Genomic DNA, 12,739 nt, shown 5'->3' with positions numbered 1-12,739 from the left:
CCCATTACTCCTCAATCAGCGACGTAGATGCTCTGTCCACCAATGGCTTAAATAAATAGCTCAGCAATGAGCGTGACCCTGTTTTGACAAAAACTTCAACTGGCATACCCGGTTTGATATGTAAATCAGCCAGTTTTTCCATACCTTCTGGCGTAACCCTTACCCGAATTTGGTAATAAGATTCTCTGGTCACATCATCGACTAAACGATCGGCAGAAATGACCAATAGTTTTCCGGTCACTTTAGGTGTACTGTTCTGGTTCAATGCAGTAAACATCAGATCAACATCCTGTCCGATATCCACTTTATCAATCAGGTGCACCATCAAACGTGCCTCAATTTCCAGCGCACTCTGATCAGGCAAGATTTCCATCAGTTTCTCCCCCGATGCCACAACGCCTCCCTGAGTAAACACTTTCAACCCCACAACGGTTCCCTCAACAGAGGCCGTAATAGAAGTGTGGGATAGGTCAAACTGCGCTGTTTCCAGTTTATTTTTCAGCTCATTGGCCTGAACCTGAATATCTGCAAGCTGGCTGCGTACTTCACGTTGATAATCTGCCTGCCGTTGAATCATACGCTGATGTGTTTCCTGTTGCTGCTTCTCAAGCTGTCCAATTCGCCCGGCCATCTCAGCCATACTGCCACTTAACTCAATTTGGTTACGTTGCAGTTCCAGATAACGGTTACGGGGAAAATAGCCTTCTTCCGTCAACGGACTCAGGTTAGTGATTTGTTCTTTAAGTGAAGCCTGCTGGCGCTGTTTATTTGCCATTGCTTCCCGCAGCCCTTTGATCTGGAAAATCAATCCTTCCTCTGCCTGCTGTATTCCCGCCAGATCACTTCTCAACATTTCCCGGCGTGACATGAAAAGCTGTTTCTGCAACGCCAGGATATTGTCAAACCGTGGTTCTGAGCGTTGAGCCAGTAGATCAGGCGGAAAAACCAGCGTGTCCAACTCCTGTTGTTCCGCCAGTAATCGCGCCTCAGTTGCCAATATGGTATGTAACTGTTGCGTTAAAGAATCAATCTGAGCATTCACTTGAACTTGACTGAGCTGAACCAATACCTGGCCTGCACTGACATGCTCTCCTTCTGTCACCAAGATCTGCCTGATGATGCCATTAGTTGGGGACTGCACCGTTTTACGATTACCATCCACCACGACAATGCCAGAAGAGGCGACCCCTTTATCAAGCGGAGCAAATGCCGCCCAGATGAAAAATCCCAATATGCCGATGCCGATAATCAACCAGCCTAGCCGCAGATAGCGATTTGCATTCAGCGGCAATAATCCTGGCTCATCATTTTGTGCACTCTTTATATCAGTCTGAACAATTTTGGTCTGATAGGACATCTTTACTCCCGGACAAGTTTTTTCCCGGCCAGCGGCTAAAACTATGTTGAAACCATACTGAAACTGTATTAATGCTATGAAAAAGATAGCAGGTCATGATGCTGTACGCTCAGCAGCCTTTGACTGTGATAATGCCGCCATAACTTGCTGAGATGGGCCAAATAGTTTCATTTGCCCTTGTACTAACAATAAAACCTTATTCGTTTGGGAGAGCAATGCCGGGCGGTGGGTAATGACCACAACTGTTTTTCCTTGTTCCCGTAATTCTCCAATCGCACCGCTCAGCGCTTTTTCACCGATATCATCCAGATTGGAATTAGGCTCATCCAATACAATTAACGATGGATTACCGTACAATGCCCGTGCCAATCCAATCCTCTGTTTTTGTCCACCAGACAGCCCCATCCCTCCCGCACCGATGACGGTGTCATAACCTTGCTCAAGATTAAGCACCAGATCATGTACGCCTGCTTTCTGCGCCGCTTCAATGATTTTTTCCGGATCAAGATCATTAAAACGTGCGATATTCTCCGCAATTGTCCCGGCAAAGAGTTCAATATCCTGCGGTAAATAACCAATGGAAGTACCCAGTTCATCCTTGTTCCATTGGTAAATATCTGCGCCATCAAGTCTCACTACTCCCTCTTGAGCAGGCCAGACGCCCACCAGCAAACGGGCCAGAGTGGATTTTCCTGATGCACTGGGGCCAATGACTCCCAGCACATCCCCGGCTTCCAGAGAAAAATTGATGTCTTGCAAAACCTGCTGATTCTTTTCAATCGGTTGAGCTGCTTTAGTTTTACCGGGGGGAGAGGCAAATACTTTCTCTAACAACAACGCACCTTTGGGTACGGGTAATGTCATACCACTTTCACGCTTTGGCTGTGCTTGCAGTAATTTATCCAGTCGCTGCCATGATAGACGAGCAGAACTCCAGCTTTTCCATGCCTGGATAAGTTGTTCAATCGGAGACAATGCCCGTCCCATCAAAATTGAGCCAGCAATCATCATACCCGGCGTAATATTACCTTCAATTGCCAGCCATCCTCCGAGGCCAAGAATTAATGACTGCAAAGCCATACGTACTGTTTTAGTGATTGCAGTAATGGATACCGCCCGTTCACTGGCAATGCGCTGGAAATTGAGAAAACGCTCATGCAGACCAAACCAACGCCGGCGTAATGCAGGCAACATACCCAATGCTTCAATGACTTCGGCATTACGTAAGTTGGTACTGGCAAGATTAGCGGAACGTAAAGAGAGCTGGTTTGCTTCCGCCAGCGGAGACTGAGATAACCATTGATTTAATACTGCCAATGCTATCAAAATCAGTGCCCCAATCAGCGCCAACAACCCTAAATATGGACTGAACAGAAAAATGACACCGAGGTAAACAGGGAACCAAGGGGCATCAAAAAAGGCAAATAATGCACTGCCCGTCAGAAATTGACGAATTGTTGATAAATCATTCAGCATCTGCCCCGCATCCGTAGAGCCATTTTTCAGATTGGATTCATATGACGCGGTATAAACACGCTGATTCAGACACATATCGAACTGGCTGCCGACCCGGATCACTACCATACTTCGGATATATTCCAGCCCACCGATAATGGCATACATACCAAGCGTAATTAACGTCAACATCAACAAAGTCATCTCGTTGCCGGATGGCAGCACTCGATCATATATCTGAAGCATATAAATGGAGGGAACCAGCATCAGTAAGTTAATAAACGCTGTAAACAAACCAATCGTCCAGAATACTTTGCTGCGTGCACGGATAACATCCGTCATTTCATCTTTTGGCTGGCGTAATTTCACAGAAATCCCTTCATTATCAGAAGCAAAATAGTTTAATTATGTTCTTATCTTTATATTATTTTTGAATATCGCTTTCTTGCTCACAGTTACATTTTTTTCTTGAGTGTCATGACAAGTTCCCTGCCATCAACAAGGTATGCCACCCATTGTTCAGATTCCTGACCAAAAAAGGCCCGGCTATTACCATCCGCGTCTGTCAAAGTGATACCATCAGGCGTTGGTCGCCAGCCTGCAACGGTATTTCCTACCAGTTTTGTCAGACAATCATCACTTTTCAGCGCCCAGATGGAACCTTCTGGCAAACGTGTATCCGTGAGTTCAACGTTGCACGCTTGATGCTTATCCGATATCAGCCATAATCCTGTCAGTTCAGTCGGTGCAGGGAGATTCAAACTACTGGCCATACTTCCTCCAATCAAAAACAAAGATAACATTATTGATAATGTGCAAGATTTCAACAAAGTAAACAACGCATTGAAGGAAACTAAATGTCGTTGCAACATTGCCTCTCCTATAAAAAGCTGCCGCCTGAACAACAGGCAGCAGTTTGTTTTATTAAAATGAATGTTACTAAACAATGAAATCAGCTTCAGGCGATGGCTGACCAATAATTTTCACCAGAAAATCGTTGCCAGCTAACTCTCCGCCAAGGCTGATAGACATATCCGTTACATCTGTTGATTCGTTATAAGTCAGTAAAACTTCACCAGCCTTACCTGAGAATGAATCAACAAATTTAAGATCCCCCTTGTCCCCAAAGTTAAATTGAGACAAATCGATTTTGTCTTCGCCAGACACAAAATCATGGATCCAGTCCGGGTTGTCTTTTAAGGATTCTTTGCCATCCAGATAGACAAACGTGTCCTTGCCTGCTCCACCCCAGAGATGATCACCGCCTAATCCGCCATAAATGACGTCATTTCCGGCTCCACCTTTCAGAGTATTGTCTGCACTGTTACCAACAATGATATCGTCACCACTGCCGCCAATCGCATTTTCAATAACGACACCACGCGCAATAGAAACGTTACCTTTCAAGCCGCCTACATCAGAGAAAGCGCCTTCATTCAGGTTAATGCGCTGATTTTGGGTAAAACCGGAGAAATCAAATGTATCTTCCCCACCCGCATCCCAGACACTGAATATCAGTTTGCTATCAGCATCTGTTGCTGTCATAAAATCACGGTCAGTATTGGAATTAAAGCCATAGACTGTGTCACCTTTACGGGTTTCAGTATTGGCACCATATAAAGCCTGAATGGCAGAGATATCATTCAACAAAGGCGCTGATGAGAAATCTCCTTTAAAATCTTGCCCAGTGTATTTCTCGTTGAAATAACTCATCACGGTATAAGCACGGCTATCTTCGAAATATTCACCGACAGTGACATAACTTGGTCTTACGACATCGGAAGCATCATATTCAGCAGGATGTTCCAGACCCAGAGTATGTCCTATTTCATGAACAAACGTCTGCCGTCCATAACCATTCACACCAATATCATTTGTTTTGAAAGTTTCGTCTTTAGCATGATACCAAGAGTACGTTGTTTTTTGTCCTCTCGGCAAAGTTGCAAATGCATAATCATCAGTCTTACTATAATCAAAAAAACCAAAAGTAATATTGGCATCGAAACGTGAGCTGACTTCAGTAAATTTTATATTAGCAACATCAGACCAAGACTGTAATGAATACCTTGCGGCTTCTTTTTGTTCCTCATTAAAAGCACTAAAACCTGCAATATCAAGTTTCGACATTATTAATGCAGGCGCAGTTTTTAAAAAGTGATAAGACAATTCCAACGTGCCAGAAGGCCCGATTTTACTGTCCTGCCAATGAAAATCAGTCCGCAAAAGCTCATTAGGGGCCTTATCCCCCAAAGGCTTATGTATGACACGAATATTTATATCAGAGTTTGGAACGTAGGCTGAGAGTAGTGCTTTCACATCCTGAACAGAGTTAGAGTCGGATAACCCCGTATAGGTATATTTTTTCTTTGAGGTCATGTAAATCTCCTATAAAAAAGACTCATAATCTCAGATCCGATATATCAGCTATAACGGATACTTGAGTTTTTTTATTCTTCCTAAGCAAGGTATTAGAAATAAAACCCTTGAATAAAATAACGTCAGTTTTTGGCCATGTAAAAATGATTAAGATATCATTTTAAAAAATACATTAAACAAAATTAATTTATATGTCTAATTATTAATTTTTGATTAAACATTTGCGTTAACAAAAAAATATATTTTCTTGACAATACACAAATTAATTCTTACCAAACTAAAATTAATTTAAATAAAGAATTAATTTAAAGTTAATATCTATAATTAGTTTTATTTTAATAAAAGAAAAAATAAATAAATGCCCCGGTTACGCAAGAAATTCGATAACCGGGGCATTTTCAGATTACTTTCAGCAACAACAGCGGGGGAAAACAAAGAAAAGTATATACCCTATGGATTTTAAGATGCAGCTTGAAAGACGACGAGTATACCAGGCAACAATCAATAATCGCGGTTCATTGCATAAACAGACCAGATACGTTGAACGTGTACTGTTATCTCTTCACGGTCGTGATATAAATGCTTCGCCTGGATTTTGGCATTAACTCCATTTTCTTTCAATTTTTGTTCAATTTTTTTTAAAATATTAGCAACTTCTTCGTAACGTTTTTTCATTGGCAACTTGAGGTTGAAAATAGCTTCCCGACACCAGCTTTTAACCAACCAATCTGTCATAAGCTGTGCAACTTTAGCCGGTTTCTCAACCATATCGCACACTAACCAATAAATATTTTTTACCGATGGTTCAAACTTAAAGCCATCCACACGATGATGCTTCACCTGACCAGTATCCATCAAGCTCTCAGCCATTGGCCCATTATCTACCGCATGAACGATCATACTGCGCTTCACTAGCTGGTAAGTCCATCCCCCCGGACAAGCCCCCAGGTCTACGGCATACAGGCCACTATCAAGACGCTCCTCCCATTCGTCATAAGGAATAAAGATATGAAAAGCTTCTTCCAGCTTCAATGTCGAACGGCTCGGAGCATCTGACGGAAATTTCAGACGCGGGATCCCCATGTAAAAACGGGAATTATTATTACTGTAGGAGTACCCTACATAGCAACATCCGGGGGCAATAAAAAACACATGAACCACTGGGCGGGTATAGTTTTCCTTAGCCAGCAGGATCTTTTCCTGCCGCATTGCATTACGCAAAGGAACTGTAAACTTGCGACAGAATTTCATCAGCTCCTTGCTTTCATTGGTATCCGGCACTTCCACACGCAGTTCACCAGCACGCTCAATGACACTGTGCAGCATCCCAATGATCGGTGTTATACGATCTTCCTGCGGTAAATCTTTCAGCAACTCACCGACAACCAACATTTGGCGTGCAAAAATCAATTCACGGAATGGAATTTCACGAATAAGACGATCAGCATCATCATGTTGATAACACTCAAACAGTACATAACCACTATTTTCTTTCACACGAGCGAAACCGTAAATATCTTTCTTACTCGCTTTATCTGTAATTTCTGCCGCACACTCTTTTTCAAACCCAGGGCGGCAATACAAAGCAACTTTATTCATGGCTAGGCGCCGATTTCCTTAGACGCAAAGCGCCAATTAATACACACAACCAACCGATGAGGAAACTCAACCCACCGATAGGTGTCAGATAAACCAAAAATTTTAGCGGTAAAAAGGCCAGACAATAAAGGCTGCCACTAAACAATACGATCCCTATTACAAAAAATATTCCTGCCCGGCTGAATTGCACCGATGGCTGCCATATCCATACAGCCGCCAAAGCCATCATAGCCAGTGTATGTAGTCCTTGGTATTGCAAGCCAGTCTGGAGCCATTCCATTTGCTGTGGACGCAATACCGATGCCAGAAGATGAGCACCTATTGCACCAAAAGCTACATAGAAGAAACCGCTGATCCCGGAAAAAATAAGCATCGCACGGCTGTTCATCGCTCTGCTCCTACTCTCATTCGTTAGTGTCATTCATTAGTAATAAAACCTAATCTTTCCTGCTCACTTGCAGCCTGTGCAAGGATCCATTTACGGAAAGCCGCTATCTTGCCCAATTCTGCCTGATTATCATGACAAACTAAATAAAATGCATTCTTACTGACCAGGACATCATTGAATGGACAAACAAGACGACCTGCATCAATTTCATTTTGTGCCATCACATTATTCGCAAGTGCTATGCCCTGCCCATGTACCGCAGCCTGAATGACCATTGCACTATGGCTGAATATCGGGCCTTGTTGCACATTGATCAATTGCTGTATATCAAGTTGGCGAACATAGGCTTGCCAATCCCGTCGGGAAGAATCATGCAATAAAGTGTGGTTGGCGAGATCCGCCGGTGTTTTCAGTGGCCGCTCCCCCATTAACAAAGAAGGAGAACATACAGGCAACAAATATTCAGGATAAAGACGGTCTGTCCGCAACCCCGGCCAGTGGCCCCGACCATAAAAAATCGCCACATCAACATCATCTGCCAGCTTATCTTCTTCCCGATCCACAGCCTGAATTCTGACATCAATACCCGGAAAACTCTGGTTAAAACCAGAAAGCCGCGGTACTAACCATTGAATCGCAAAGCTAGGGGATAAACTTACCGTCAACGCCCCCTTGGCACTACGTGCCTGAAGTTTTCGGGTAGCTTCATTGATAGCTGTGAAGATTTCTTTAATATCCAGATAGTAACTTTGCCCATCTTCCGTCAGCAACAAAGAACGGTTACGACGACGAAACAACTTCAGCCCCAAAAAATCCTCCAGACTTTTCATCTGGTGGCTGACCGCAGCTTGAGTGACAAATAATTCTTCTGCCGCTTTAGTAAAACTTAAATGACGAGCGGCAGCATCAAAAACTCGTAACGCATTGAGTGGTGGTAAACGTTTGGACATGTTGGTTTCTTGTATGGTGGTTACGATACCGGTAACTCTTTTCGCTCAGGTATTAGTTTTTATAATCCGAATCATTATAATTTGTCCATTGATGATATACCAGCAAATCCCTATAGTGTGCGCACTTCCTAAGCCGGAACGAAAAGTAGCTCTGTCGCAAGGCAAATTTGGAATGATACAAATTTGTAAAAGCACACAGATACTTTTGGCTTTGTGGTTGTGATGTTGTGTTTGCAAGTTGTCTGGGAAACCAGACTTTGTAGCATGTGCTACTGTTTTTTTTCACTTTCTGTACATTTACCCTGTCTGTCCATAGTGATTCTTTAATGCACCGCAATTGCGGTGCTTTTTTTCCCTGCTTTGCTGTAAAATCCTTCAAACTTGATTAAAGAAAAATTTATTCTTTTATACCTTCTGGACTGTTGAACGAAAGGTATACGACATAGCATTCAAATTAACATCATTTATGAAAGCCTTTGATTCAGAAAAATTTCGCCAACAATTTCCTGCGTTACAACCATCCTCTGAGTATCCAAAACCGACTGTGTTTCTGGATAGCGCAGCGACTTCTCTCAAACCCACATGTATGATTGAGGCGACTCAGCGCTATTACCAGAATCACAGTGCAACTGTTCATCGCAGTCAACACGCGGCGGCCCAGGCAATGACCGCACGTTATGAACAAGCACGTTCTTTAGTCGCTGAATTGCTCAATGCACCGCAACCTGAAAATATTATCTGGACAAAAGGCACCAGCGAATCTATTAATCTGGTTGCACAAGGGTATTTTCGTTCCCGCTTATCTGCTGATGATGAGATTATCGTCAGTGAACAAGAACATCACTCCAATCTACTACCGTGGCTGATTCTGGCAGAACAAACTGGTGCAAAGCTCGTTAAGTGGCCGATTGAAAAACGATATCAACAAAAACAGTATCAACCAGAAATTGAGACGCTGGCAAAACTACTTAATGAAAAAAGCCGATTGGTTGCTATCAGCCAAATGTCAAATGTGACCGGAGCTACTGCTGATTTAACACAAATCACAGATCTCGCCCATCAATATAACTGTCTGGTGCTGGTCGATGGTGCTCAAGGCATTGTTCACGCTCCCGCCGATGTACAACAGTTAGATATCGATTTTTATGCTTTCTCTGCACATAAGCTCTATGGGCCTAATGGGTTAGGAGTATTGTATGGAAAAGGATCATTGCTGAATGCCATGTCTCCGTGGCAAGGGGGCGGGAAAATGCTGACTCAGGTCTCCTTCGACAGTTTTATACCAGAAGCAGTACCTTATCGTTTTGAAGCCGGAACACCGAATGTTGCTGGAGTCATCGGGTTTGCTGCTACATTGGCATGGTTAAAAACACTCGATATTTCACTTGCCGAATCCTATGCTGTTGCCCTGACAGATTATGCTGAGCAGCAACTCAGCGCGATACCAGGCTTTATCAGTTATCGTGCGGCAAGAGCCAGTCTATTGTCCTTTAACTTTGCAGGCATACATCATCATGATCTGGCAACGCTGCTCGCTGAACAGAATATTTCCCTGCGTTCAGGGCAGCACTGCGCCCAACCTCTGCTTGATGCTTTGGGGATCAACGGTTGCCTGCGGGCTTCTTTTATGCCTTATAACACCCAACAAGATGCAGATAAATTAGTCAGTGCAATAAAATTTGCCCTGTCACTGCTTGAGGAATAAATCACCAATGACATCACTGCCAACTCCTATCCTTGCCCCACATCCGTTTGGTACAGAAATTACGGAGCAACAACTGATTGAAAAATTTGAGCAATGCCGGCTGTGGGAAGATCGCTATCGGCAACTCATCGGGCTTGCTAAAAAGCTACCGAACTTGCCCGATGAGTTAAAACAACAGCAGATTGAGATTTCCGGTTGTGAAAATCGAGTTTGGTTAGGGCATCAATTGCTTGCTGAAAACCGTCTGCATTTTTATGGTGACAGCGAAGGGCGCATCGTGAAAGGTTTATTAGCATTTATCCTGACCGCCGTGGAAGGAAAAACAGTGGAACAGGTTTTACAAACGCCATTAACCGAGTTGTTTCAGCAAGCGGGCCTTGAACAGCAATTAAGTGGATCACGGCTCAACGGTGTAAAATCCTTGATTAAGGCCGTGCAGGAAATTGCCCGCTCGTACTAAAATTGTTCATACCAAAACTAAAGACAGCTTTCCCGTTCCGCTTTAGCCACCATTTTTTTCAATGCGTGAGATACAGCAACAAAGCCAAAAGTCGCCGTAACCATCGTTGCGGCACCAAAACCAGAGGCACAATCCATCCGTTTTGAACCATCAGCCGTACTTTTGGCCGCACAAACCGTGCCATCAGATTGTGGATACACCAGTTGTTCCGTTGAGAAAACACAGTCGATGCCCAATTTTCCTTTACCATTCTTCACGACCCGATAATCAGATTTCAGGCGTTCTTTCAATTTCGCGGCTAAAGGGTCCTGCACGGTTTTGGCTAAATCCACGACCTGAATCTGGGTCGGATCAAGCTGCCCACCCGCGCCCCCCGTTGTTACCACAGGGATCTTATAACGGCGACAATAAGCCAGCAGAGCTGCTTTCGGACGCACACTGTCAATTGCATCAATGACATAGTTAAAATCCATTGATATCAATTCAGCAACATTGTCGGGCGTAACAAAATCATCAATACAAGTGACCTGACATTCAGGATTAATCGCCCGTATCCGCTCTGCTATCACTTCCGTTTTTGGTAATCCCACATTCTGCACTAATGTATGTAGTTGACGATTGGTATTGGTAATGCAGACGTCATCCATATCAATCAGCGTAATCGTCCCAATACCTGTGCGGGCTAACGCTTCCGCGGCCCATGAACCGACACCACCGATGCCAACCACACAAACATGTGAACGGGCGAATAATGAAAGTGCTTTCTGGCCATATAATCGTGCAGTACCAGCAAAACGCTGAAGATAAGCATCAGAGAGAGAAACTTGCATCAATAATAAATCCTGAATAAAACCTATACCATCAGATACACTTTATTTTCTGCGTCGCCTCTTTGATTTATTAGTGGCAATTTCGCGCGAAAATATCAGGCAAAGATAAGTCATCAATTGTTTGAATTGAGCAGGATCTTACTGGTTTACCGCCAAAAAGCCAGATAATGCTTTCTTCAATATCCAAACACGTCCATAGTGGTTATAAAAACCGGCCATTTCTCCGGCACGACTACCAACTCCATGATAAATATCGAAATGATGTCCTTTGATTGCTCCACCAACATCCAGCGCTACCATCAGCCGCATTCGGTACTGTCCGGTAAACTTGCCGAAGTTATCCAATACCGGTACTTCCGCCAGCAACACGGTTCCTGGTGGAACTAATGCCTTATCCGATGCTACCGAAGCTTTTGCTACCAAAGGCACTGCACTAGCTCCCCGCACTGCGGTATAAGGTTCAGGCTTAAAAAATACGAAAGAAGGATTCTGTTCCAGAACTTGCCGAACTTTAGATTCATTATGCTTTTCAGCCCACTGCCGAATAGCTTTCATTGATATTTCTTCCCAGGGAATTTCTCCACTATCGACTAACACCTTACCTATACTGCGATAAGCATGGCCATTCTTTCCACCATAACCAAAAAAGGTTAATGGTTTGTCATCACCAAAATCCACATAACCACTTCCTTGTACTTCCATCAAAAAATTATCTATCAGAGAGTTGCTGTAGCCAATGATCCACTTTTTATCAAGAACCCCATTATATATAGCCGCCCGATCCGGCAAACGTGAATACGATTTATCTGGCATTTGGTACAGAGGATATCTAAATTCACCTTGTTTAATATGGCGAGCCTGTAATATAGGGGTATAGTAGCCGGTAAATTTGACATTACCGTAATTATCTTCGCCTTCCATCTGGTAAGCGAGCAAACCAAACTGAGCTAAATTGCGAATATTTCCACCATACTGCATCCAGTTTTCGATGGCATTAAAGGTAGCACGTTGATTGGCATATAATTGGGGAGAAGACTCGCTGATTAATTTGACCTGAGTGACAAAATCTCCAGCATTGACGGGAGAGCCTTGCGCGTTTGGCATATTAACAAGCTGGAAGTCCTGAGTAAAATGACCATCTTTATACTGCTGACCTTGCTCCGTCGGACGCAATTGACAAGCAGATAACAGAAAAACGACAACGCTACATAAAAGATATTTGCCCCAAAGTTTCATATAATGCTCTATCTCCCGCCATTTCGTTCCGAAAGCGAACAATATCAAACCCCAATAAATAATAAAATGCAGTTAGAAAAAAATAGCTTACTCTGCTTAAATCACATGAGAACAAAAATAAAACAACAAGCTTTATTTTTAAGCAAAAAACAAACAAAATTGGTAAGTATCAACAAAAAAGCTTGCAACGGAATCGATCCAGAGTATAGTGTGCCGACATCGGACGCGGGGTGGAGCAGCTTGGTAGCTCGTCGGGCTCATAACCCGAAGGTCGTCGGTTCAAATCCGGCCCCCGCAACCAATTCAGTATTGTTTTCATCGATACTGTTTTTTATAGATATGATGTAGCATTTGCAAGCAGACGGACGCGGGGTGGAGCAGTC

At 43.4% G+C, this 12,739-nt stretch carries 11 protein-coding genes and 1 tRNA gene; 3 read left to right on the top strand and 9 right to left on the bottom strand.

Annotated elements, in window-relative coordinates; genetic code table 11:
- Positions 1-4: 4 nt before the first annotated feature.
- From ABLA85_RS12090 to ABLA85_RS12060, 7 genes are all read right to left on the bottom strand, one after another.
- Positions 5-1,357, bottom strand: coding sequence for an HlyD family type I secretion periplasmic adaptor subunit (locus tag ABLA85_RS12090; RefSeq protein ID WP_367964433.1), 1,353 nt, complete (start codon positions 1,355-1,357; stop codon positions 5-7).
- Between the two features lie 93 nt (positions 1,358-1,450).
- Positions 1,451-3,154: a type I secretion system permease/ATPase gene (locus ABLA85_RS12085; RefSeq protein WP_367964509.1), complete on the bottom strand. Its 1,704-nt coding sequence runs from the start codon at positions 3,152-3,154 to the stop codon at positions 1,451-1,453.
- 113 nt (positions 3,155-3,267) lie between these two features.
- Positions 3,268-3,684 (bottom strand): protease inhibitor Inh/omp19 family protein, encoded by a 417-nt coding sequence (locus ABLA85_RS12080; protein WP_367964431.1) that lies wholly within the window; start codon positions 3,682-3,684, stop codon positions 3,268-3,270.
- 67 nt (positions 3,685-3,751) lie between these two features.
- Positions 3,752-5,188, bottom strand: coding sequence for a serralysin family metalloprotease (locus tag ABLA85_RS12075; protein ID WP_367964429.1), 1,437 nt, complete (start codon positions 5,186-5,188; stop codon positions 3,752-3,754).
- 501 nt (positions 5,189-5,689) lie between these two features.
- On the bottom strand, positions 5,690-6,787 hold the full coding sequence (gene rlmM / locus ABLA85_RS12070; protein ID WP_367964427.1) for a 23S rRNA (cytidine(2498)-2'-O)-methyltransferase RlmM: 1,098 nt from the start codon (positions 6,785-6,787) through the stop codon (positions 5,690-5,692).
- Positions 6,780-7,175 (bottom strand): DUF423 domain-containing protein, encoded by a 396-nt coding sequence (locus tag ABLA85_RS12065; RefSeq protein ID WP_367964425.1) that lies wholly within the window; start codon positions 7,173-7,175, stop codon positions 6,780-6,782. Before ABLA85_RS12065 ends, rlmM begins: the two co-directional genes overlap by 8 nt.
- Positions 7,176-7,204: 29 nt before the next feature.
- Positions 7,205-8,125 carry a transcriptional regulator GcvA gene (locus ABLA85_RS12060; protein WP_047679385.1) on the bottom strand — a complete coding sequence of 307 codons (921 nt, stop codon included), beginning with the start codon at positions 8,123-8,125 and terminating at the stop codon, positions 7,205-7,207.
- Between the two features lie 466 nt (positions 8,126-8,591).
- On the opposite strand from ABLA85_RS12060, the gene csdA reads away from it, so the two are divergent.
- Together csdA and csdE are read left to right on the top strand one after the other, a co-directional pair.
- Positions 8,592-9,830: a cysteine desulfurase CsdA gene (gene csdA / locus ABLA85_RS12055; protein WP_367964423.1), complete on the top strand. Its 1,239-nt coding sequence runs from the start codon at positions 8,592-8,594 to the stop codon at positions 9,828-9,830.
- 7 nt (positions 9,831-9,837) lie between these two features.
- Positions 9,838-10,290, top strand: coding sequence for a cysteine desulfurase sulfur acceptor subunit CsdE (gene csdE, locus ABLA85_RS12050; protein ID WP_367964421.1), 453 nt, complete (start codon positions 9,838-9,840; stop codon positions 10,288-10,290).
- Between the two features lie 17 nt (positions 10,291-10,307).
- Here csdE and tcdA read toward each other — a convergent pair whose 3' ends face one another.
- Both tcdA and mltA read right to left on the bottom strand, forming a co-directional pair.
- Positions 10,308-11,120, bottom strand: a complete 813-nt coding sequence (gene tcdA / locus ABLA85_RS12045) for a tRNA cyclic N6-threonylcarbamoyladenosine(37) synthase TcdA (RefSeq protein WP_367964419.1) — start codon at positions 11,118-11,120, stop codon at positions 10,308-10,310.
- 138 nt (positions 11,121-11,258) lie between these two features.
- Entirely contained in the window at positions 11,259-12,356 is a 1,098-nt protein-coding gene (gene mltA / locus ABLA85_RS12040) for a murein transglycosylase A (protein ID WP_367964417.1), read from the bottom strand.
- Between the two features lie 224 nt (positions 12,357-12,580).
- Between mltA and ABLA85_RS12035 the strand changes: the two genes are divergently transcribed.
- A tRNA-Met gene (locus tag ABLA85_RS12035) sits at positions 12,581-12,657 on the top strand.
- The last annotated feature ends 82 nt before the right edge of the window (positions 12,658-12,739 follow it).

This window comes from Xenorhabdus sp. SGI246, from assembly GCF_040838225.1.
Classification (GTDB): Bacteria; Pseudomonadota; Gammaproteobacteria; order Enterobacterales; family Enterobacteriaceae; genus Xenorhabdus; species Xenorhabdus indica.
The sequence above is the reverse complement of the archived record's forward strand: the minus strand, read 5'-3'. Positions and strand labels throughout refer to the sequence as shown.

What these genes read in the sequence shown, in the direction of transcription:
- ABLA85_RS12080 (WP_367964431.1), bottom strand. Translation starts at nt 3,684, where the DNA reads ATGTTGCAACGACATTTAGTTTCCTTCAATGCGTTGTTTACTTTGTTG.
- ABLA85_RS12065 (WP_367964425.1), bottom strand. Translation starts at nt 7,175, where the DNA reads ATGAACAGCCGTGCGATGCTTATTTTTTCCGGGATCAGCGGTTTCTTC.
- csdE (WP_367964421.1), top strand. Translation starts at nt 9,838, where the DNA reads ATGACATCACTGCCAACTCCTATCCTTGCCCCACATCCGTTTGGTACA.
- mltA (WP_367964417.1), bottom strand. Translation starts at nt 12,356, where the DNA reads ATGAAACTTTGGGGCAAATATCTTTTATGTAGCGTTGTCGTTTTTCTG.
- csdA (WP_367964423.1), top strand. Translation starts at nt 8,592, where the DNA reads ATGAAAGCCTTTGATTCAGAAAAATTTCGCCAACAATTTCCTGCGTTA.
- ABLA85_RS12060 (WP_047679385.1), bottom strand. Translation starts at nt 8,125, where the DNA reads ATGTCCAAACGTTTACCACCACTCAATGCGTTACGAGTTTTTGATGCT.
- ABLA85_RS12075 (WP_367964429.1), bottom strand. Translation starts at nt 5,188, where the DNA reads ATGACCTCAAAGAAAAAATATACCTATACGGGGTTATCCGACTCTAAC.
- ABLA85_RS12090 (WP_367964433.1), bottom strand. Translation starts at nt 1,357, where the DNA reads ATGTCCTATCAGACCAAAATTGTTCAGACTGATATAAAGAGTGCACAA.
- tcdA (WP_367964419.1), bottom strand. Translation starts at nt 11,120, where the DNA reads ATGCAAGTTTCTCTCTCTGATGCTTATCTTCAGCGTTTTGCTGGTACT.
- rlmM (WP_367964427.1), bottom strand. Translation starts at nt 6,787, where the DNA reads ATGAATAAAGTTGCTTTGTATTGCCGCCCTGGGTTTGAAAAAGAGTGT.
- ABLA85_RS12085 (WP_367964509.1), bottom strand. Translation starts at nt 3,154, where the DNA reads ATGACGGATGTTATCCGTGCACGCAGCAAAGTATTCTGGACGATTGGT.